The following is a 21,112-nucleotide window of genomic DNA, read 5'->3' on the forward strand; positions in this document are numbered from 1 at the left end:
ACCCGCTGCTGCTGTTCGGCCAGCGCGGCGCGCAGTGCATCCCAGTGCGGGTAACCCAGCCCGCTGGCGATGCGCTGGCGATCCAGCGGGTCGCTGGGCAGCACGTGGGTCTGGGCATCGCGCAGCATCTGCAGGCGGTTTTCCAGCCGGCGCAGGAACAGGTAGGCCTCGCGCAGTGCCGCGCCATCGTCCGCGGCGATCTGCCCGGCGTTCACCAGCGCCTGCAGCGCCACCAGCAGGCGACGCTCGCGCAGCACCGGTTCGCGGCCGCCGCGGATCAACTGCAGCGCCTGGCACAGGAATTCGATTTCGCGGATGCCACCGGCGCCGCGCTTGATGTCTTCGTGCAGCTCGCGCCGCGCGACTTCGGCGGTAATCGCCGCCTTCATCTCGCGCAGGCCGTCCAGCGCGGTGAAATCCAGGTAACGCCGGTACACGAACGGGCGCAGGCTCTGCAGCCAGGCCTCGCCGGCGGCGATATCGCCGGCCACGGTGCGCGCCTTCAGCCAGGCATAGCGTTCCCAGTCGCGACCTTCGCGCTGGAAATACTGGTCCATGGCAGCGAAGGACAGCGCGACCCGACCGGCGCTGCCGAACGGGCGCAGGCGCAGATCCACGCGGTGGCTGAAACCATCGACGGTGGTGTCGTCCAACAGCTTGGCCAGGCGCTGGCCGAGACGGGCGAAGTACTCCTCGGCGGCCAGCGGGCGCGGGCCGTCCGATTCGCCGCCGTGCGGGTAGGCGTAGACCAGGTCGATATCGGAACTGAAGTTGAGTTCGCCGCCGCCCAGCTTGCCCAGACCGAACACCACCAGCTGCAGCGGCTGCCCGTCGGCACCGCGGATGACGCCGTGGCGCTGGGCGAATTCCTGCTGCAGCGCCTGCAGGGCCAGGCGCAGGCAGTCTTCGGCCAGCACGGTGGCGCCGGCCAGGGTCTGCGGCACGTCGTCCAGGCCGGCCAGGTCACGCCAGATCAGCCGGGTGGACATGGCGGTGCGCCAGCGCCGCAGCTGCGCCGGCCAGTCGCTGGGCTGCAGCGGGTCGAGCACCGGCGCCGGCACCGGCGGGCAGCCCGGCGCGGACAGCTGGGCCAGCAGGCCGGGTTGGCGCACCAGGGTGTCCAGGGCGAAATCGCTGGCCACCGCCAGTTGCGCCAGGAACGGCAGCCGTTCGGCGGCGATGGGCTCGGGCACGGCCTGGGCCAGGCGCGCCAGCGCGCGGTCTACCAAGGGCTGCAGGGAAGCGGGCACTTCGACAGGGGCAACGGTCATGCCCCGATTCTCGCGGGGTCGGATGTCTTTGCCAACGGCTGGCAGGGCAGCGGGGTCGGATCCCTTTGCCCGCGGCAAAGGGCTCTGACCCCACCGCAACCCTCGCCCCCGGGGTCAGAGCCGTTTGCCGTTGGCAAAAGGATCCGACCCCTGCTCCTGCGTATTCAGCTTGGGCGCAGGGCAATAAAAAAGCCCGCTTGCAGCGAACTGCCAGCGGGCTCTGCTCCCTCCCCCACGTCGGGATGCAGGGCCATCGTGCGGGCTGCGGACGGACAATGCACGCTGCACTGCAAAACAAAACTGCTGGGTATGGTAGCCCCGCCCCCGGAAAAGCCATTCCACGAAGGTAGAACGCCCCGTACCGGGGGGGATGGCCGATAATCGAGCTTTCCCCCCAGAAACACTGTCGTCATGTCTGTTGATCGCATCGCCAACGCGCGTCTTCGTGACCGCGTGGTCTCTGCCGAGGCCGCAGCCGCGCTGATCCAGCCCGGTGAAACCGTGGCCATGAGCGGCTTCACCGGCTCCGGTTACCCCAAGGCCGTTCCTGTGGAACTGGCCCGCCGCATCGAAGCGGTACACGCCCAGGGCAATCCCTTCCAGATCAAGCTGATGACCGGCGCCTCCACCGCGCCGGAGCTGGATGGCGCGCTGGCCAAGGCCGATGGCATCGCCATGCGCATGCCGTTCCAGAGCGACCCGGATGCGCGCAACCGCATCAACGAGGGCAAGCTGGATTACATCGACATCCACCTGAGCCACGTGGCCCAGCACGTGTGGTTCGGTTTCTACGGCGAGATCGATACCGCGGTGATCGAAGTGTCGGCCATCCGCGAAGACGGTTCGCTGGTGCCGTCCACCTCGGTGGGCAACAACAAGACCTGGCTGGACCTGGCGAAGAAAGTGATCGTCGAGGTGAACGAGTGGCAGCCGGCCGGCGTGGATGGCATGCATGACATCTACTACGGCACCGCCCTGCCGCCGCACCGCAAGCCGATTCCGCTGGTGAACGCCAACGACCGTATCGGCGATACCGCGCTGCGCTGCGACCCGGACAAGATCGTGGCGGTGGTGCGCACCAACGGCCCGGACCGCAACAGCCCGTTCAGCCCGATCGATGCCACCAGCGAACAGATCGCCTCGCATCTGATCGAATTCCTGAAGCACGAAGTGAAGAAGGGCCGCCTGCCGCCGAACCTGCTGCCGCTGCAGTCGGGCGTGGGCAATATTCCCAACGCGGTGCTGGCCGGCCTGGCCAAGAGCGGTTTCCGCGACCTGGCCGCGTTCACCGAGGTGATCCAGGACGGCATGCTGGACCTGCTGCGCGACGGCGTGCTGAGCTATGCCTCGTGCACCGGCTTCGCGCTGAGCCCGCAGGCCAACGAGACCTTCAAGGAACACATCGATTTCTACCGCGAGCGCATCATCATGCGCACGCAGGAAATCTCCAACCACCCCGAACTGGTGCGCCGCCTGGGCTGCATCGGCATGAACGGCATGATCGAGGTGGATATTTACGGCAACGTGAATTCCACCCACGTGATGGGCACGCGCATCATGAACGGCATCGGCGGTTCGGGCGACTTCGCGCGCAACGGCTTCCTGTCGGCGTTCCTGAGCCCGTCCACGGCGAAGAATGGCACCATCTCGGCCATCGTGCCGATGGCCAGCCACGTGGACCACACCGAGCACGACGTGTCGGTGATCGTGACCGAACAGGGCCTGGCCGACCTGCGTGGGCTGACCCCGCGCAAGCGTGCGCAGGTGCTGATCGACAACTGCGCGCACCCGGATTTCCGCCCGCAGCTGCAGGACTACTTCGATCGTGCCAGCCGCGAAAGCTACGGCAAGCACACCCCGCACCTGTTGCCCGAAGCGCTGTCGTGGCACCAGCGGTGGCTGGATACCGGCACGATGAAGGGCTGACCCCGGTCATGGCCCGCGTTGGGGTCGGATCCCTTTCCAACGGAAAGGGCTCTGACCCCACCCCTGCATCAACCGCGCAGCGCCGCCAGCGATTCAGCCTGCAGCCGCTCGTAGATCTCGAATTCGTCATTCACCGCCACGCCCAGCGCCTGTTCGAAGGCTTCGCGGTTGGCGTGCGCAGCATAGGCGCGCTGCTCTTCGCCGCCCAGGTTGGACTGGAAGATGCCCGCGGCGCTGACCGGCAGGAAATCCTCATAGACGATCGGGTCGGCCGTGGCCAGGCCCGCTGCCACCAGCACTTCGGCCGGCAGATCGGCCACGCGCTCCGGCGCGGCGCGGCCGGCCTCGGTCAGCTGGTAACGGTAATAGCCCAGGCCTTCCTGGCGCAGCGTGTCATGGTCATCGGGGAAGCTGGCGAACACCGCCTGCAGGCGCTGGCCGTAGTCGCCGCCGGTACTGCCGGCACCACCGGCGTCGCGCGCCTGCGCCAGCAGCTGGTCGTACAGCGCGCGGCCCTTCGGGGTCAGCGCCAGGCCGCGCTGTTCGATCTCGCCGAAGCGCGCGGTGTGGGTGCCGGCGTCGCCGCCTTCCGCATCCGGGAAGTGCACGGCCTCTTCCAGTGCCTTGAAGCTGGTCTGCCGCAGCAGGATCGGGCAGGCGCGGCGCGGCGGGCCCTCGATCACCGCCTTGGCGGCCATGCCCTGTTCGATCATCGCGCCCTGCGCTGCATCGATATCCAGCGTGCGCGGGGTCAGGTGGTTGATATGCGGGCCACGGAAGCTGACCACGTCGGCCACCAACCGGTGCGCGTTGTGCAGGGCGTGGTAAGTGGGCAGATCCACGGTGGCATCACCGTGCCAGCGGAAGGTTTCCAGCGCCTCGGCCACGAAGCGCTCGGCATCGGCCTGCGACAGGCCACCGTCACGCTCGGCCTGGTCGATCAGCGCCAGCGCGCCCTCGGTGAAGATGCGGCGGCGTTCGAGGATGCGCGCGGACTGGGCGCGCAGCGCTTCGTCTTCGATCAGTTCCAGCCGCAGCAGCGAAGTGAACACACGGAACGGGTTCTGCGCCAGCGCGGCGGCGGTCAGCGGGCGGAAGGCGGTGGAATGCACCGGCACGCCGGCCACCGACAGATCGTAGTAACCCACCGGGTACATGCCCATCACCGCGAACAGGCGGCGCAGCGTGGCCAGTTCCTGCACCGTGCCGACGCGGATGGCGCCATGGCGTTCTTCATCCAGGCGCGCACGCTCGTCGTTGCGCTGCAGCTGTGCGGCCAGGGCCGGGTCGCTTTCCAGAACCTGCGTGTTGATGCGCTCCACCAGGTCCACCAGCGCGCCATACAACGGCACTTCGGTGCGATACATGCGCGACATGGCCTGGGCGAACAGGCGGCGGATCAGATCAGGCGAAACGAAAGAGGCGCTCATCGGTTACTCGATCACGGGAACGGGGAACAACGCGAATGCCTATTGTCGCCGCAGCGCGCGGCGGCGGCGAGACGCACAGCAGCATGAAGAGCATCGGTAGCGCCGGATCATGCGCGGCGGGCTCCCTGGCCGCGCGTCGCGCCCGCCGGGCATGGCCCGGCGCTACCGCTTCAGCTGGCGCTTCAGGGTGGCGTCGAGTGTGATCGGCCGGTCCCAGTGCTCGTAACTTGCCACGATGGCGTGGCGCACGGCGCGGACATGCAGGTTGTCCGGCTTCACCGGCATGCGTTCGACTACCGCTTCCCAGCCGCCTTCCGGGTTCTGGCTGAAAGCGCGCACGCTGTCGCGGCAGGTCTGGCCGCTGGCCTTGGCCCAGAAGCAGGCGAAGTAGATATCGGCGGCCTGCCAGCCGTGGGTGCTGAACAGCGCACTGACGTAGGCGCGCGGCACGTCGGCATAGCGCGAGACTTCATCCAGGAACGCGTCGGGGTAGCGCTCGGCGTAGTGATTGATGTCCTGCAGCTGGGCATCCAGCCAGCCATCGCCGCTGTTTACTTCATAGGCCGCCGAGCGTTCGGCGGTCTGCTGGGCCAGCACGGTGGCCGGCACCAGCAGCAGGGTCGACAGCAGCGCGCGCAGAATCAGGTTCATGCGCCGATTCTGCCGCAGCCGCTGCGCCGTGTCAGGCCGCCGCGGCCTTGGCTTCGATGGCGGCCAGCGCGGCCGGCCAGCCCCAGGCCGTATCGGCGGTGACCATGCGCGGTTCATCGTCGGCCACGCCATGTTCGGTTTCGTGCGCCCAGGTCACCGCATACGGGGTGTGGATGCCCCACCCACCCAGGGTGACCACCGGCTCGATATCCGAGCGCAACGAGTTGCCCACCATCACGAACTGCGAGATCGGCAGCTCGAATTCGGCCAGCACGCGCGCGTAGGTCTGCGGGTCCTTCTCGGACACGATCTCGATGCGCGGGAACAGGTCGTGCAGGCGGGCGACGTCGATCTTCGCTTCCTGGTGGAACAGATCGCCCTTGGTGATCAGCACCACCGGGTAATGCTCGGCGATGGCCGCCACCGATTCGCGCACGCCGTCGATCAGCTCAACCGGGTGGCGCAGGGTGTCGTGGCCGATGTCCAGGATGCGCTGGATGTCCTTGGCTTCGATGCGCTGGCCGGTGATGTCGATGGCCGCTTCGATCATCGACAGCGCCATGCCCTTCACCCCGTAGCCGAACACGCCCAGGTTGCGCTGCTGCACTTCCAGCAGATGGCGCGCGGTGCGGGTGTCGTGCACGTCGATGTAGCGCGACAGCAGGTCCAGGTAATCCTGCTCGGCCTTGCGGTAGTAGTCCTCGCTCTTCCACAGCGTATCGTCACCGTCAAAACCGACCAGGCCGATGGCGCGCGACGGCGCGGGCATGGAGGTGTTCATCGCACAAGGATACAGGGCCCCGGCGGGCAGAAAAAACCCGGGCGGCCGAAGCCGCCCGGGTCCCCATGCACCGGTTGTCCCGACGGTGGTGGATCAGCGGCCCGGCGCGGCGTTGCCGCCGGCGGCAGCGCCCTGCTGGGCCGCCACGTAGGCCTTGTACTCGTCGGGGCTCAGTTCCCCGTCCTTGTTGGTGTCGGCCTGGTCGAAGACCTGCGCCAGACCCGCGTTCACCTGTGCCTCGGCCTTGCTGATGGTGCCGTTGCCATCGGTGTCGATGCTAGCCCAGGTCTGGCCACCGCCACCACTGGCCTGTGCCGACGCCGCTGCGGCCGCGCTGCTGGCCTGGTCAGCAGCCTGGCCGGCCTGTGCCGCCGACTGCTGCGCCTGCGCGGCCTGGTTCTGCGCCTGCGCGGCCTGCTGCTGTGCGGACTGCGCCATGGCCGGAAGGGTGAGCAGGCTGCCAGCAGCAACGACCAGGGCGATCAGGGGCTTACGGTTGCGAATCGTCATAGGGAATGTCTCCTTTGGGTGGTGTTGCGCGGCCTGTTGTTTCCGCACGGCACCTACCCTGCCACCCCGTTTCTGAATCGATTTTGCGCCGCGACCGGCGCCACCACGCGGCATTAACCACACGGCGGTGTACATGCTTTAGCGCGATGGTTAGGGCGCAGTGAGCGGCTCATAAGGCACGCATTCAGCCCGCGCGCATTTAACCTGCACGCAACGAAAAACCTGCGTCAGTCGACGTTCTGCGCAGATGACCGCGAACTGAACACGATCCATCCCAGCGCCACGCCGGCGAGTGCGCCGGCGATTTCCAGCACGACGCGGCTGCCCAGTTCGTTGGGATCGTGGATGGTGGACAGGAAGATGCGCGCGTACAGCGGTGATTCCAGTCGCACGATGCCCATGTAGAACAGCTTCCAGATATCGACGCCGGCGCCGATGATCACCGCCAGCACGCACGCAGCACCGATGGCCTGGTTCACCGAACCACCCAGGCCGCGCACCACGCGCAGCATCAGCAGGTACATCAGCAGGCCCACCAGCAGGGCGATGCCGCCGGCTTCCAGGGTGCCAAGCAGGCCGAAGTGCAGCGGAAGGTTCATGCGGGCGCGCGTGCGGGGAAAGGCGGCCAGTGTAATTCCATCGGCAGGGCTGCGCCCTGCACCCCTGTAGAGTCGAGCCATGCTCGACTGAAGCAACGGCAACGGCAACGGCAAAAGCGTGCATTGCGTGGGATGGCGGGACGGTCTGGGTGTGCAGGACACGCCGTTAACCCCCAGTCCGGCCCAGCCGCTGGCGGCTGTGCGTTCGGGCGCTTGCGAAGCAGTGCTTCGCAAGCAAAGCGCCCTCACCCATGGGGGCTCGTAGGCGCCATCCATGGCGCCTGCGGTCCTGCCCACCCACACCGCCCCACCTCTGACAGGTTCACTCTGCCGTTGGTAGGTGTCGACCTTGGTCGACACGGTAGATCCACGCCATGCGTGGATGAAATCCTGGGATAAAGCGAAAACCATCCACGCGTGGCGTGGATCTACTTCACGGGGCTGTTGGTGGGTGTCGACCTTGGTCGACACGGTAGATCCACGCCATGCGTGGATGACATCCTGGGCGGCCATGAAAAACCATCCACGCGTGGCGTGGATCTACTGCACGGGCACGTCGTAGGCGGTGCCGGGGTCCGGTTCGGGCTGCAGGGTGTAGTGCCACCATTCCTGCGGGTAGTTGGCGAACCCGCGCCGGGCCATGGCCTGCAGCAGCTGCTGGCGGTTGCCGCGCTGTGCCGGGGTCAGTTCCGGTGTTTCGGTATGCGCGCGCACGCCGAAGAAATCGAAATCCGTGCCCATGTCCATCACCACGCACGTGCCCGTGCGGCAATCCAGCAACCCCAGGTCGACGGTGGCGCCACGGCTGTGGCCGGAGCGCTCGGCGATGTAGCCGTCGGCCAGCAGCTGCGGCTTGTTCAGGTCTGGATACTGCAGGGCCTTGCGCGATTGCTCGCGCGGGTCGTGTACCCAGGCCATGAAGGCCTGCACGGCGCGCACGGGCCGGTAGCAGTCGTACACCCGCAGCCCATAGCCGGCGCGGCGCAGGTCGGCTTCCACCTGGGCCAGTGCCTGCGCCGCCGGTGCCAGCAGATAGCAGGCCGCGGCTTGATAGCCCGGCACCGCAGCGCCGGTGAAGTTGTCGGCGCCGGCGTAGCGGATGTCGAGCTGGATCTGCGGCGACAGCGTGCGGATCTCCACCAGCCCGGCCGCTGCCGCATCGGTGGCCGTGGAGACCCGCGGTGGCTCAGCGGCGCGAGCCGTCGCCGCTGTCAGTGCAATCACCAGTGCGAGTGAAATGCAGATCCTGGAAGTCATAGCTGAAGTCGATCTCCGGGTCGATAGCGCGCAGGTCCAGCGTTGGCACCGCGCCGTCGCCTGGCTGCAGCCATGCCTGCGCCTGCTCGCCCAGCGTATCCCAGTGCAGCAGCCAGCGCCCCTGCACCTGCTGCACGCTGGCCTGCAGCTTCGGTGATTTTTCCACGGCGAAGCGCAGCCCCTGCGGCCCCGGGCACAGTGATGCATTGCCCAGCCAGGGATCGCGATAGCGCCCCTGCCAGCGCGGTAGATCGGCACCGGTGGCCACGCGCGCGCCGGCGGTGGACGGCCGCCCGCCATCGCTGGCCGCACGAACGGCGCGGTCGGCGGCCAGTTCGGCCAGATAGCTCATGGCAGAGGCGGCCTGCTCTGGCGCGGTGTAGCCCTTCAACATCGACTGCATCAGCGCGGTGCGTGCATCCTCGCCTTCGCCATTGATCAGTATCACCACACCCACCTTGCGGTCGGGCAGCAGCGCCAGCGAGGAATACATGCCCGACAGCGTGCCGGTGTGCGCCACCTTCCACTGCCCGTCCATGTCTGAAACGCGCCAGCCGTAGCCATAGCCGTAGAAGTGGGCGTTGTCCCAACGGCGCTGGCGGTCGCCCAGTGGCATGGGCATGTGCAGGGTCCACAGGGTGCGGCGCTGCTCGCTGCCCAGCCAACCCGGCACCAGCGCCGGGTCCAGCAGCACCTGCATCCAGCGGGTCAGATCATGCAGCGAACAGCGGATGCCACCGGCGGCCATCGAGGTCAGGTCGGGACTCTGCGCGCCGTCGGCATTGACCACCGCTGGCTGGCCATCGCGGACGGTGTGCGGCTGGGCCACGTTGCCCACGCGCTTCACCGACCACGCACCCACCTGGCAGCGCTGCAGGCCCAGTGGCTGGAACACCTGTTCGCGCATCAGCTGGTCATAGGGTTTGCCGCCGGCCGCAGCGGCCACTTCGCCGGCCACCACATACATTAGGTTGTCGTAGGCATAGCCGCTGCGGAAGCTGCTGACCGGTTTGAGGTGGGCCAGTCCGGCGATGATGTCGGCGCGGGTATAGGTGTTGGGCTCGGGCCACAGCATCAGGTCGCCTGCCCCCAGGCCAAGGCCGCTGTTGTGGATCAGCAGGTCGCGCACCTGCATGTGCTGGCTCACCCAGGGGTCATGCATGCGGAACGTGGGCAGATGCTTCTGCACGGGGTCGTCCCAGCGCAGCCTGTCCTGTTCCACCAGGCGGGCCAGCAGGGCTGCGGTCATGGCCTTGCTGTTGGAGGCGATCTTGAACAGCGTGTGCTCGTCGATGCGTCCGCCATCGCCGCGCGCACCCTGTGCGTAGCGGTAGACCACACGGCCGTCTTCGACCACCGCCATGGCAATGCCCGGCAGGTGCTCGTGCTGCACCACCGCGGCCACATCGGCATCGATGTGTGCGGTGCTGATGGCCTGTGCGTGCACCGCCGGCGCCAGCGCCAGCAGCGCCATGCCGGCGTAGCGCCGGCAACGGCCCCGCACGGCGCAGGCGGTGCGGCTCAGAAGTTCCACGTCACCACCAGCTGGGTATAGCGCGGGGCCTGCCAGCGCGTACCCGTGCCGAAGGTGGCTTCGCGGTACACGCCTGGCTGCGCTTCGTAGCGCTGGTGCACGTTGATGGTTTCCTGGTTGTTGAACAGGTTGTACACCGACAGCCGCGCGCTCAGGTCGATGCCCTCCACCGGCAAGCGCCAGGTGACGTTGGCACCCAAGGTCCAGGTCCACGGCAGGCGACCGAAGGCACCGCGCGGGCTGTATTCGAACTGACGCTGGTCATAAGGGCCTGAACAGTTGGCCACGCACAGCCAGCCGGTGCCGCCGCCACTGCCCTCGCTGGAGGTGCTGCCGCCGGCGATGCTGTCGTTGGGCCACATCACGCCATAGGCGGTGATCGGGCCACCGGACTGCACCTGCAGCGTGGTGCCGAACGACCACTGCTTGTTCAGCGCATACGCCGCGCGCAGCTTGAACTGGTGGCGGAAATCGTTGAACAGCACGCCGTAGCGTTCATTGGTGGCCGGGTGGTCCCAGAACTGCACCATGCCGGTGTCGCCGTAGTTGGTGTCCGAGTTCACCGGGCCTTCGAAGTTGCCTTCGCTCTTGGACCACAGGTACGACGCATTGAACAGCCACTTCTCGTCCCAGGCGCGGTCGATCTGGAATTCCAGCGCCTTGTAGGTGCGCTTGGGCTTGGAATAACCGATCACTTCGCCACTGCCGCCCTTGCGGTAGCCGCTGTTGGCGGTATCGATGGTGATCCAGCCTTCCTGCGCGCAGCCAATGCTGGAATCGCCCCAGATCGTCAACGATTCGCCGGGGTTGGCGATCGGCCACAGGGTGCTGGGGGTCGGGCCGCACGGGGTGTAGTTGATGCGGATGTCATCCAGCGCGCGGGTCATGCGCCGATAGGTGGCATTCACGCCCCACGACCACGCCTGGTTGATCATGCTCTGGAAGCCCAGGATGTACTCGTCCTGGTAGACCGCCTTCAGATCCTTGTCCACGCTCTGCCGCAGGTCGGCGCCGCCGGTGTTCATGCGCGTGTCGGTCGGGCCGATCTGCTGGCCGATGATCGGCGCCATGTACGCCGAGCCGGTGGGCGAGGTCTGCTGCTGCCAGCCTTCCAGCACGTAGTAGCTGTATTCGTCGGTCAGGCCGCCGGCGAAGTTGACGTTGATGTTGTTGGTGACCGGCAGGTAGTAGCGGCCGGCGTTGCCGAATAGCTTGGTGCTGCCATCACCGCGCATGTCCCACGAGAAGCCCACGCGCGGCGCCACCAGATCATCCATCTTGATGAAGGCGTTGCCCTGCGCGGTGCGGTTTTCGAAGCGGTCCCAGCGCACGCCCAGGTTCAGCATCAGGTTCGGGGTGACGTTCCAGATGTCTTCCAGGTAGAAGGCATTGGCTTCGGTTTCGAACTTGCCACCGGACTGCCGGTTGCGTGCGCGCAGCATTTCGGTCACGCCGGCCGGCACGTAAGCATTGGCGCCGTCCCACACTTCATCACCGGGGCGCGCCACGTAGGCGGTATAGCTCAGCGCGGTGGGGCCGGGGTAGCGGGTGGACTGATCGGTGGTCATCAGTTCGCGGTCCACGCCGAAGCGCAGCAGGTGGTCGCCCAGCTGCCACTCGAAATCCAAGCGTGCCACGTCGCGGGTGTCATCACGCTCGGCCACCGCGGTACCGGTGGGATGGCAGCCGGCGCGCAGGCCCTGCAGCTTGTACAGGCGCGTTCCGTAAGTGCTGTCGGTGAACACCGGGCTGCAGGCCTGGTCCAGCGACGAGTTGGTGAACGCACGCTGGTTGTTCTGGCCCACCATGGCGCGGGCGGTGAAGTTCTGGCCGAAGTGGCCGGTATAGGTGGCCGACCAGTTCTTGCCGCCGGTCTCGGTCACCGAATCGCCGCCCCAGGCGCCGATCTCATCCTCGTCCCAGTCGTAGCCATACGACGCGTTGGTCACATCGCCTTCGTCGGAGAACGCCAGCAGGGCCAGGCTGTGGTCGTCGTTGATGTTCCAGTCCAGCTTGGCGCCCCAGAAGCCATTGCCGGAATCGTTCTTGAACCAGGTACTGCCGTCGGACAAGGTGTTGTGGCCCTTGTCGCTGCGGTCTTCGTACATGGCAAACAGGAACAGCTTGTCCTTGATGATCGGCCCGGAACCCCAGACGTTGGTCTTCAGGAACGAATTGTTGTCACGGCTGCCATAGGAATGGGCGCTGCCATCGCGGTGGAAATGATCGCCCGCACTGGATCGCCAGGCGCTGGGTTCGGCGGTCACTTCCACGCCGCCCTTGAATTCATTGCTACCCGAACGGGTGACGGCGTTGATGACACCGCCGGTAGAACGGCCGAACTCCACCGAATAGCCACCGGTCTTGACCTGGAATTCGTTGAAGAACGCGAACGGCGCCGTGCTGAAGCCGCGTCGGGTGTACATGTCGGTCACGTTCAGGCCGTTGATGAACACCGCGTTCTCGGCCACCGACGAACCGGCGAAGGACAGGCCACCAAACGAGGAATTACCACCCACCACGCCCGGCGCCATCAGTGCCACCGCGGAAAGATCCTGGGCCACCGGCAGGCGCGAGATTTCCTGGCGGTTGATGTTGAACGAGGTTTCGGTGGAATAGACATCGACGCGGTTGACCACGCGCGTGCCGCGCACCTGCAGCGCGTCCAGGTTGGTCACGCCGCCACCGCTGGCCAGGTTCACTGTGGTGGTGCCGCCCACCGCCACGCTCACCGCCACCTGCTCGCCCAACGTCTGCCCATCGCGGCTCAACTGCAGCTGGTAGTCACCCACCGGCAGCTGGCCCAGGCGGTAGCTGCCGTCGGCGCCCACGGTCACCGTGCGGGTCAGGCCGGTGCTGCTGCTGACCACGGTGATCTGGTCACCGGCCGTGGCCCGGCCGGCCACCGCGCCGGTCACGTTCTGTGCGAATGCAATGCCCGGCGCGATCACGCCCAGACACGCGCCCAGGGCGACGCTCAACGCCGCCCGCTTGATGCTGTAAGCCTTCATCCCCTGCTCTCTCCTGCAAGAATTGAATGGTGTGGAATGGATCTAGCGGATGTCGCGCTGGGGTTGCCTGGCGGGCAGTACCTGCCACTGGAGGTCATAGCTCCACTGGTCGAAGTACAGGTTGCCGCCTGCCCACTCGGCCTCGCCGCGCTGCGAGTCGACCGTTTCCGAGCGGTAGTGCTGTTTGGCCGGCACCAGGGGCTGGCCGAAATCATCGTTGAAAGCGATGCGGTAGCCGTCCTGGCCACCCAGGTAGAAATCGCGCAGCGCAGGCACATCGCTGGCCAGCGCGCCGGTGGTCACGTCCATCGGCAGCCAGCCATACGGCGCCAGGTACACCTGCCCCCAATCGTGCAGGTTGTTGTAGCCACTGCCATCGTCTGAAAACACCATGCCCGACTGCCAGCGCGCGGGAATGCCGTTCATGCGCAGCAGGGCGATCAGCAGCAGCGTCTGCTGGCCGCAGTCGGCATGGCCGGCGCGCAGCGCGTAATCGCTGATGTTGCTGAGCGTGGAGTATTCGCGGGCACCGGCCCAGGGAATGCGATCAACCGCGGCGAACAGCCTGCGTACCACTTCATACGGCCGCGATTCGCCCTGCAGCACCTGGTCGGAGAACAGTTTCAGCGCCGGGGTGAACTGCACATGCGGCACCTGCTCGGCCAGGTACGGCTGCAACGCGGGGTCGGCAGGCGTGGCCTGCACGCGCGCCGGATCGATGGCGGTATGCCGCGCGAAGATCGTCAGCGCATAGCGGATCTCGAAGCGGGTGGGTTGCCCGGCCACGGCCTTGGCTTCCATGTACGCCGTACGCTGCAGAGTGCTGGGCGGCGCCAACTGCGCGTTGCCCGGCGTGCTGCCCAGCCATTGCACCTGTTCCTGCTGGCCGGCAATCTCGCGCGGGTATGGAATCCACGCGCGCACGGTTTCGCCGGCCGGCACCGCATCGGCTTTCACCGTCAGCGATTGGGTGAACTCGATGCGCTGCGGCAGCACCGAGGCGTTGCCGGTACGCGCGGCCGCGGCCAGTACCTGCTGGTGATGCGCGTTCAGCACTTCATTGGGGCCGGGCGCGGGCAGCGGCGCATCGGCACGGCGGCGCGCACGCGCTTCATCACTGAGCAGGAACAGGTTCGACGGCGCGCGCTTGAAGTACCAGCGGGTGCCGTCTATATCCAGATGTTCAATCAGCCCGAGCAGGTCCCAGCGCGCGAATTCATCGTCGGTCAGGTCAGGAATCCAACGGCGCACGGCCGCCTGTGCTGCGGCGCGGTCCAGGCTGAAATCCAGACGGATGCGGCGCATGCGCTCGCCCTGGAACTGCAGTTCGGCGGTGCCGGGCGCTTGTGCGATCAACGCCTGCGCCTGCGCGAAGTGGCCGGCGTCGACGGCATCGATCGCCTGCAGCAGGCGCACGCCAGACGATGGTGCCGCCGCCGCCGCGCACGCCCACAGCAGCAGCGCGGCACCCAGGCCGGCGGCAACAGGCAGACGCGGTTTGCGAACGACGGATTCCACAGCGACACTTCCCCAGCGCGGGTGGTAACGGCTGTGTAACACGGGCGGCAGGGGTGGTCAATAATTTATTCTTGCTTTCGCCACCGAAAGGAATAAATATTCCTACAGGCATTCGAGGAGGGTGTGCAGCGCATGATCCTGGCTTCCCGCAAACCGCGCCGTGGCACCTGGCGCCGCTGGTCCCTGACCCTGTGCCTGCTGGCCACGCCGGTCTTCGCACAGGCCGCCCCCGCACCCGATCCCGGCGCAGCGCTGCCGTATGTGATCGGTCTGCACGAGGCCTACCTGACCCCGGACTACTGGGCCGCGCGGCTGGACAACGCCGATACACCGATCCTGGACCGCGCGCAGATCCAGACGCAGAACGCGCGCATGCGTGCGCAGGATGCCCACATCCAGGATATCGCCGCGCTGCCCGCGCAGCTTTCGGCGCAGCAGGTGCGCGCCAGCATCACCGCCCTGTCGCAGTGGCCGACGCGTGCGCTGTACAACGACGCCGGGCAGGACATCGCCCCGGCCCAGCGCAGCGCGATCGAAGCCAACCTGGGCCTGCAGGGCGTGCCGGCGCAGGTCAGCCCGGCCTATGGTCTGGTGGTGAAGCGCGCCGCACTGCGTACCTTCCCCACCCGTCAGCGCGTTTTCAGCAGCCGCGGCGATACCGATATCGATCGCTTCCAGGAATCGGCGCTGTTCCCCGGTGACAAGGTGGCCGTCGTGCACCGCAGTGCCGATGGCCGCTGGCTGTTCGTGCACAGCGAGCGCTACAGCGCCTGGATCGAAGCCGAAGCCGTGGCGACCGGCGAGAAGGCCAGCGTGCTCGGCTACGCCACGCAGGGCCCGTACCGCATCGTGACCGGCGCGGTCGCTCATACCGCCTACACCCCCGAAGAACCGCGCGTATCGCGCCTGCAGCTGGACATGGGCGTGCGCCTGCCGGTGCTGGCCGACTGGCCGGCCGCCACCGCGGTGAACGGCCAGCAGGCGCATGCCGCGTGGGTGGTGCAGCTGCCGGTGCGTGAAGCCGACGGGAGCCTGAAACTGGTGCCTGCCCTGCTGCCGCGCTCGCAGGACACCGCCGCCGACTACCTGCCGCTGACCCCGCGCCTGCTGCTGCAGCAGGCCTTCAAGTTCCTGGGCGAACGCTACGGCTGGGGCCACGACTACGACACCCGCGACTGCAGCGGCTTCGTCTCCGAGATTTACCGCAGCTTCGGCGTGCTGCTGCCGCGCAATACCAGCGCGCAGGCGGTCAGCCCGGCGCTGGACCGCCTGCCGTTCACCGACAAGGACAGCAAGGCCGTGCGCGACCGCGCCGTGGCCAACCTGCAGGTGGGCGACCTGGTCTACATTCCCGGCCACGTGATGATGGCCATCGGCCACGTCGACGGCCGCACCTGGGTCATCCACGATACGGCCGGCGGCAGCTGGTTCGGTGCCGACGGCACGCGCGTGCAGGCCCACCTCAATGGTGTCTCGGTCACCCCGCTGGAGCCGATGATGGCCAGCGACACCGTCCGCTACATCGACCGCATCACCAACATCCAACGCCTGCGCACCAAGACCCCTGAATGAAGATCACCGCCATCGAACTGGGCATGCTGCGCGTGCCGCTGAAAACGCCGTTCAAGACCGCCCTGCGCACGGTGGAAACCGTGGAGGACGTGGTGGTGCTGGTGCGCACCGACAGCGGCCACACCGGCTACGGTGAAGCGCCGGCCACGGCGGTGATCACCGGCGATACCCATGGCTCGATCATCGAAGCGATACGCCACTTCATCGCCCCGCGCCTGATCGGCCAGGACGTGGTCAACCTCAATCGGCTGTGCGGCCTGGTGCAGACCGCCATGGAACGCAACACCAGCGCCAAAGCCGCAGTGGAAATCGCCCTGTACGACCTGTGGGCGCAGCTGCACGGCGCACCGCTGTACCAGATGCTGGGCGGTGGCGATCCGGTCATCACCACCGACATCACCATCAGCGTGGACTACATCGACAAGATGGTGGCCGATTCGCTGTCGGCCATCGATCGCGGCTTCGAATCGCTGAAGATCAAGGTCGGCAAGGACATCGGCCTGGACATCGAACGGGTAAAGGCGATCCACACCGCCGTACAGGGCCGCGCCCTGCTGCGACTGGATGCCAACCAGGGCTGGACCGCCAAGCAGGCGGTGCATGCCATGCGCACGCTGGAAGACGCTGGGGTGGTGCTGGAACTGCTGGAGCAGCCAGTGAAGGCCGCCGACATCAACGGCCTGAAGTACGTGACCGACCGGGTGAACACCCCGGTGATGGCCGACGAAAGCGTGTTCAGCCCGAGCCAGGTGATGGACCTGATCCAGCAGCGCGCGGCGGACATCATCAACATCAAGCTGATGAAGACCGGCGGCCTGTCCAACGCGATCCGCATTGCCGACATTGCCGGCATCTACGGCGTGCCGTGCATGATCGGCTGCATGATCGAATCGAGCATCAGCGTGGCTGCCGCCGTGCACCTGGCCGTGGCCAAGAGCGATGTGATCACCAAGGTGGACCTGGACGGCCCGTCGCTGGGGCAGTTCGACCCGGTCAGCGGCGGTGTGCACTTCAACGAATCGGAAATCAGCATTGCCGATGTACCCGGGCTGGGCATCACCGAAGTGCGCGGGTTGGAGATGCTGGGTTGATTCATGCCTTGCGGCGGGATTGGCGTACAACTGACGCTGGATCGGGCGTTACTTTTCTTTGCGCGCAAAGAAAAGTAACCAAAAGAAACGCTCCGCCATCCGCGAGCCGACGTGCTGCGCACGCCGGTGCCCTGCGCTCCCCGGTCCGCCGAGGGACGGCGCGGAGCTCGCTGCGCTCAGACACCCGCGCCTCTTCGCCCTCGCCGGACCTGCGGTGCTCGGCTCGCTACAAGGCCGATTCAAAATCCAAGGCAACAGCCGCCGGTAGATCCACGCCACGCGTGGATGCCTTGGCCTTTGCCTTTGCCCCACCCCATATTTCCTTCGCGGCTGGCACGCGCCCGACCCACCCCATGACCCGCTCTACGCTGCCAACCGCAACGCGTTCCCCTATGCTCCAACGCACGACACCCGGACGCCCCCCATGCCGCCCCTGCTGAAAATCCGCGCCGAGCGTGGGCAGATGTCGGCGATCGAACGCCGCATCGCCGATTTCATCCTGGACAACGCCCACCTGCTGCGCGATTACTCTTCGCAGCAGCTGGCCAGCGCGCTGGGCATCAGCCAGTCCAGCGTGGTGAAGTTCAGCCAGAAGCTGGGCTTCAAGGGCTACCCGGACCTGAAGTATTCCATCGGCCAGGACGTGGCCCGCGCCGGCAGCACCGCGCCGCAGGCCCCTCATGAACCCGAAGGCGGCGACGACTACCAGCGGCTGGACGACGCCCTGCAGCGCAGCAAGGCGCAGGCCGAGGAAGAAACCCGCGCGGCCAATCCCCGCGCAGACATCGAACGCATCGTGCAGATGCTCGATGGCGCACCCAAGCTGTTCGTCTATGGGCTGGGCGACGACGGCCTGTACGCGCGCGAGTTCGCCATGCGCCTTTCGCTGCTGGGCCTGCTGGTGGTGCCCCACACCGACCCGGTGCTGCTGCTGGCCAACCTGTCCGCCGCGCGGCCCGGCGATGTGCTGCTGGTGTTCTCCGAGTTCGGCCACCTGCCGCAGCTTTCGCATCTGTCGCGGCAGTTCCAGGACATGGGCGGCAAGGTCGTTTCGATCACCCGCCACACCGCCAACCCGCTGCGCGCGCATGCCGCCGCATCGCTGGTGGTATGCGCGCACGACCGCGCACCGCAGGTCGCGCAGCTGCTGTACCGTAGTGCCATGCACGCGCTGCTGGATTTCCTGTTCGTGCTGCTGTGCCATGCCAATCCGGATCGCCAGCGCCAGCTGGCGGTGAACCTGGAGCGGATTGACCACCTGTTGGATTCCTGACCGGAGTGCCCGCATGAAACGCTTGTTCCGTCGTGCTGTCAGCGTGGGTCTGTTGATCCTGCTGCCGCAGTTGCCCGCCGCCGCCCTCAGCCCGCTGCCGCCGCCCCTGCTGCACAGCAACCAGCTGGTGGTGGTGGTCACGGACGGCTGGGATGCCACGCAGGGCAAGCTGCAGGCCTACACGCGCGGCGCCAAGGGCTGGCAGCCGCAGGGCCCGGCATTCGACGTGGCGATCGGGCGCACGGGCAGCGCCTGGGGCCTGGGTCTTGCCGCCGCGCCGATGGACGGCCCGCAGAAGCAGGAAGGCGACGGCCGCAGCCCGGCCGGCATCTTCGCCATCGGCAATGCCTTCGGCTACGCGACCAAGGCCAGCACCGGGCTGACCTATCTGCCGATGCAGCAAAGCAGCTACTGCATGGATGTACCGGCATCGCCGTACTACAACCAAGTGGTGGATGCGCGCGAGGTGGGTGCCGAGGCGGTGAAGGATTCCACCGAGCCGATGCGGCTGGACCTGCACAACCAGGGCGATGTGCGCTATCGACAGGGCTTCATCATTGCCCACAACCCCGGCAACGAACCCGGTCGTGGCAGCTGCATCTTCGCCCATCTGTGGCGCCAGCCCGCCGAGGCTACCGCCGGCTGCACGGCCATGACCGCTGAACACATGCGCGGCCTGCTGGCTTGGCTGCAGGAGGACGCGCAGCCGCGCTTCGTGCTGCTGCCGCGCGCGCAGTACCTGCACTACCAGGATCGCTGGCAACTGCCCGCACTGACGGGGGCACTGCGTTGAGCGCACAGGACGAACCGCAGCTGCAGCGCGCGGTCAGCCGCTGGCAGATCGTCGGGCTGTCGATCAACGATGTGATCGGCAGCGGCATCTACCTGCTGCCGGCCGCCACGGTCGCCCTGCTCGGCCCCTTCAGCCTGTGGGGCGTGGTCGCCGCCGGCATCGTGGTGGCCCTGCTGGTGCTGTGCTACGCGCAGGCCGCCAGCTACTTCGATGAACCCGGTGGCAGCTACCTGTACGCGCGCGAGGCCTTCGGCCGTTTCGCCGGCTTCGAGATCGGCTGGATGATCTGGCTGACCCGCATCAGCTCCGCCGCGGCGCTCAGCAATGCGCTGGCCGATGCGGTGGCGCGCTTCTGGCCCTGGGCCGGCGCCGGCGGTGGCCGCCTTGCGGTCATCGTGCTGTCGCTGGGCTTCCTGACCGGGGTGAACATCATCGGCGTGCGCTCGGCGGCACGCACCGGCATCGTGCTGGTGATCGGCAAGATGCTGCCGCTGCTGCTGTTCGTGGCCATCGGCGCGTTCTACATCGATCCGCAGCTGGCGTTCTCCGGCCAGCGCCCCGATCCGCACGATCTGCAGCGCATGGGCGAAGCGGCCCTGCTGCTGCTGTACGCCTACGCCGGGTTCGAGAACATTCCGGCCGCCGCCGGTGAATACCGCAATCCGCGCCGCGATATCCCGTTCGCGCTGATCACCATGATCGTCACCGTCACCGTGATCTATGGCGCGGTGCAGCTGGTCGCGCAGGGCACACTGGCCGGCCTGGCCAGCTCGGCCACGCCGCTGGCTGATGCGGCCGCCGGCTTCGGTGGCGAGGCACTGGCCCTGATCCTCACCGTGGGCGCCACCATTTCCATCCTCGGCACCAACAGCAACACCATGATGATGGGCCCGCGCTTCCTGTTCGCCCTGGCCCGCGATGGCTACGGGCCGAAGGTGCTGGCGCAGGTGCATCCGCGCTTCCGCACGCCGGCGGCCGCCATCCTGTGCCAGGGCGTGATCGCACTGGGCCTGGCGCTGTCCGGTTCGTTCGTGCAGCTGGCCCTGCTGTCGATGACCACGCGCCTGTTCGCCTACATGGGCACGGCGGCTGCAGTGCTGGTGCTGGCCAAGCGCTTTGCCGACCGGCCCGGCGCCTTGAAGCTGCCCGGTGGCCCGCTGATTCCGGTACTGGCGCTGCTGCTGTGCCTGGCCCTGTTCGTCAGCGCCAGCTGGCAGAACATCGCCGCGGCGCTGATCGCCTTCGCCATCGGCGCGGTGATCTACACGCTGCCGCGCAAACCCGACGCGACCTGATCTTCACGCAACCGGCCCGGGCTGTTAACCGCTGCCCGGGCACGATCAGGCTTCATCCCCACACGGAGCCTGACCGATGCCCGATTACCAGATTCCCGGCCGCGTGCCGGATGACAGCACCCCGCGCCAGGCCGTGTTCGATTACTGGCGCGACCGTTACACGGCCGAACCGTATTACGACGATAGCCTGCTGTTCGACGACTACGAGCCGGCCTACCGGATCGGGCATGCCGCACGCGTGCATGAGACGCGGGCTGACGCGATCATCCGCGCCTATGAACAGGTTGAAGCGGAGCTGCAGGGCCGTTGGGCTACTGAGCGCGGCACCAGCCGGCTGGAATGGGAACAGGCCCGCGCGGCAGTACGCCGCGGCTGGGATGAAGCCCATGTGGCCGATCCCCGTCTTGTGCGCAGCCGCTGATCGGCTCCGCCGCTGATCATGTAGAGCCGAGCCCATGCTCGGCTCTTTTTGTATGCGGCACGGCCACACCGCTGCCGGGGAGCCGGCCCCCACGCTCGGGTGATTCTGCGCGACAGGACCTTTGGACCACGCGACCGTACACCGCCGTGGTGTACAACGGGGCTTGGCCATCCGCATCC

Annotated in this window: 16 protein-coding genes and 1 pseudogene; 7 read left to right on the forward strand and 10 right to left on the reverse strand. The window is 67.2% G+C overall.

The window, feature by feature from the left end; genetic code table 11:
• A pseudogene (locus RTY46_RS07270) lies at positions 1 to 1,271 on the reverse strand (glutamine-synthetase adenylyltransferase); the annotation flags it as partial.
• A 411-nt stretch (positions 1,272 to 1,682) separates the two neighbouring features.
• On the opposite strand from RTY46_RS07270, the gene RTY46_RS07275 reads away from it, so the two are divergent.
• A complete protein-coding gene (locus RTY46_RS07275; RefSeq protein WP_312707488.1) occupies positions 1,683 to 3,197 on the forward strand; it encodes an acetyl-CoA hydrolase/transferase family protein in 1,515 nt (504 codons plus the stop codon).
• Between the two features lie 68 nt (positions 3,198 to 3,265).
• Here RTY46_RS07275 and RTY46_RS07280 read toward each other — a convergent pair whose 3' ends face one another.
• From RTY46_RS07280 to RTY46_RS07320, 9 genes are all read right to left on the reverse strand, one after another.
• Positions 3,266 to 4,627, reverse strand: coding sequence for a VOC family protein (locus RTY46_RS07280; RefSeq protein ID WP_312707489.1), 1,362 nt, complete (start codon positions 4,625 to 4,627; stop codon positions 3,266 to 3,268).
• A gap of 162 nt (positions 4,628 to 4,789) precedes the next feature.
• On the reverse strand, positions 4,790 to 5,278 hold the full coding sequence (locus RTY46_RS07285; RefSeq protein WP_312707491.1) for a hypothetical protein: 489 nt from the start codon (positions 5,276 to 5,278) through the stop codon (positions 4,790 to 4,792).
• A gap of 31 nt (positions 5,279 to 5,309) precedes the next feature.
• Positions 5,310 to 6,059: an HAD family hydrolase gene (locus tag RTY46_RS07290; RefSeq protein ID WP_312707492.1), complete on the reverse strand. Its 750-nt coding sequence runs from the start codon at positions 6,057 to 6,059 to the stop codon at positions 5,310 to 5,312.
• Positions 6,060 to 6,152: 93 nt separating this feature from the next.
• Positions 6,153 to 6,569 carry an EF-hand domain-containing protein gene (locus RTY46_RS07295; protein WP_312707494.1) on the reverse strand — a complete coding sequence of 139 codons (417 nt, stop codon included), beginning with the start codon at positions 6,567 to 6,569 and terminating at the stop codon, positions 6,153 to 6,155.
• A 227-nt stretch (positions 6,570 to 6,796) separates the two neighbouring features.
• A complete protein-coding gene (locus RTY46_RS07300; protein ID WP_312707496.1) occupies positions 6,797 to 7,168 on the reverse strand; it encodes a hypothetical protein in 372 nt (123 codons plus the stop codon).
• 540 nt (positions 7,169 to 7,708) lie between these two features.
• Positions 7,709 to 8,425: a M15 family metallopeptidase gene (locus tag RTY46_RS07305; RefSeq protein ID WP_312707498.1), complete on the reverse strand. Its 717-nt coding sequence runs from the start codon at positions 8,423 to 8,425 to the stop codon at positions 7,709 to 7,711.
• Positions 8,355 to 9,899 carry a serine hydrolase domain-containing protein gene (locus RTY46_RS07310; protein ID WP_312707539.1) on the reverse strand — a complete coding sequence of 515 codons (1,545 nt, stop codon included), beginning with the start codon at positions 9,897 to 9,899 and terminating at the stop codon, positions 8,355 to 8,357. Before RTY46_RS07310 ends, RTY46_RS07305 begins: the two co-directional genes overlap by 71 nt.
• Positions 9,900 to 9,946: 47 nt before the next feature.
• Positions 9,947 to 12,970, reverse strand: coding sequence for a TonB-dependent receptor (locus tag RTY46_RS07315; RefSeq protein ID WP_312707499.1), 3,024 nt, complete (start codon positions 12,968 to 12,970; stop codon positions 9,947 to 9,949).
• A 42-nt stretch (positions 12,971 to 13,012) separates the two neighbouring features.
• Entirely contained in the window at positions 13,013 to 14,488 is a 1,476-nt protein-coding gene (locus RTY46_RS07320; RefSeq protein ID WP_312707500.1) for a transglutaminase-like domain-containing protein, read from the reverse strand.
• A gap of 132 nt (positions 14,489 to 14,620) precedes the next feature.
• Between RTY46_RS07320 and RTY46_RS07325 the strand changes: the two genes are divergently transcribed.
• The 6 genes from RTY46_RS07325 to RTY46_RS07350 all read left to right on the forward strand — a co-directional run bounded on the left by RTY46_RS07325 (position 14,621) and on the right by RTY46_RS07350 (position 20,933).
• A complete protein-coding gene (locus RTY46_RS07325) occupies positions 14,621 to 16,060 on the forward strand; it encodes an SH3 domain-containing protein (RefSeq protein WP_312707501.1) in 1,440 nt (479 codons plus the stop codon).
• The gene (locus tag RTY46_RS07330) at positions 16,057 to 17,151 is read left to right on the forward strand and encodes a dipeptide epimerase (protein ID WP_312707502.1); all 1,095 of its coding nucleotides are present in this window, start codon (positions 16,057 to 16,059) and stop codon (positions 17,149 to 17,151) included. The genes RTY46_RS07325 and RTY46_RS07330 overlap by 4 nt, the downstream gene beginning before the upstream one ends.
• Positions 17,152 to 17,575: 424 nt before the next feature.
• Entirely contained in the window at positions 17,576 to 18,424 is an 849-nt protein-coding gene (locus tag RTY46_RS07335) for a MurR/RpiR family transcriptional regulator (protein WP_312707503.1), read from the forward strand.
• A 13-nt stretch (positions 18,425 to 18,437) separates the two neighbouring features.
• Positions 18,438 to 19,217: a L,D-transpeptidase family protein gene (locus RTY46_RS07340; RefSeq protein WP_312707504.1), complete on the forward strand. Its 780-nt coding sequence runs from the start codon at positions 18,438 to 18,440 to the stop codon at positions 19,215 to 19,217.
• Positions 19,214 to 20,512, forward strand: coding sequence for an amino acid permease (locus RTY46_RS07345; protein ID WP_312707505.1), 1,299 nt, complete (start codon positions 19,214 to 19,216; stop codon positions 20,510 to 20,512). Before RTY46_RS07340 ends, RTY46_RS07345 begins: the two co-directional genes overlap by 4 nt.
• 76 nt (positions 20,513 to 20,588) lie before the next feature.
• Positions 20,589 to 20,933 (forward strand): hypothetical protein, encoded by a 345-nt coding sequence (locus RTY46_RS07350; protein WP_312707506.1) that lies wholly within the window; start codon positions 20,589 to 20,591, stop codon positions 20,931 to 20,933.
• Positions 20,934 to 21,112: the final 179 nt, after the last annotated feature.

The organism is Stenotrophomonas sp. (genome assembly GCF_032056425.1).
Classification (GTDB): domain Bacteria; phylum Pseudomonadota; class Gammaproteobacteria; order Xanthomonadales; family Xanthomonadaceae; genus Stenotrophomonas.

Bases quoted from the DNA above. Each gene is read 5' to 3' on its own strand.
- RTY46_RS07285 (WP_312707491.1), bottom strand. From the start codon at position 5,278: ATGAACCTGATTCTGCGCGCGCTGCTGTCGACCCTGCTGCTGGTGCCG.
- RTY46_RS07275 (WP_312707488.1), top strand. From the start codon at position 1,683: ATGTCTGTTGATCGCATCGCCAACGCGCGTCTTCGTGACCGCGTGGTC.
- RTY46_RS07325 (WP_312707501.1), top strand. From the start codon at position 14,621: ATGATCCTGGCTTCCCGCAAACCGCGCCGTGGCACCTGGCGCCGCTGG.
- RTY46_RS07315 (WP_312707499.1), bottom strand. From the start codon at position 12,970: ATGAAGGCTTACAGCATCAAGCGGGCGGCGTTGAGCGTCGCCCTGGGC.
- RTY46_RS07330 (WP_312707502.1), top strand. From the start codon at position 16,057: ATGAAGATCACCGCCATCGAACTGGGCATGCTGCGCGTGCCGCTGAAA.
- RTY46_RS07350 (WP_312707506.1), top strand. From the start codon at position 20,589: ATGCCCGATTACCAGATTCCCGGCCGCGTGCCGGATGACAGCACCCCG.
- RTY46_RS07295 (WP_312707494.1), bottom strand. From the start codon at position 6,569: ATGACGATTCGCAACCGTAAGCCCCTGATCGCCCTGGTCGTTGCTGCT.
- RTY46_RS07305 (WP_312707498.1), bottom strand. From the start codon at position 8,425: ATGACTTCCAGGATCTGCATTTCACTCGCACTGGTGATTGCACTGACA.
- RTY46_RS07340 (WP_312707504.1), top strand. From the start codon at position 18,438: ATGAAACGCTTGTTCCGTCGTGCTGTCAGCGTGGGTCTGTTGATCCTG.
- RTY46_RS07310 (WP_312707539.1), bottom strand. From the start codon at position 9,899: ATGGCGCTGCTGGCGCTGGCGCCGGCGGTGCACGCACAGGCCATCAGC.
- RTY46_RS07280 (WP_312707489.1), bottom strand. From the start codon at position 4,627: ATGAGCGCCTCTTTCGTTTCGCCTGATCTGATCCGCCGCCTGTTCGCC.
- RTY46_RS07290 (WP_312707492.1), bottom strand. From the start codon at position 6,059: ATGAACACCTCCATGCCCGCGCCGTCGCGCGCCATCGGCCTGGTCGGT.
- RTY46_RS07300 (WP_312707496.1), bottom strand. From the start codon at position 7,168: ATGAACCTTCCGCTGCACTTCGGCCTGCTTGGCACCCTGGAAGCCGGC.
- RTY46_RS07335 (WP_312707503.1), top strand. From the start codon at position 17,576: ATGCCGCCCCTGCTGAAAATCCGCGCCGAGCGTGGGCAGATGTCGGCG.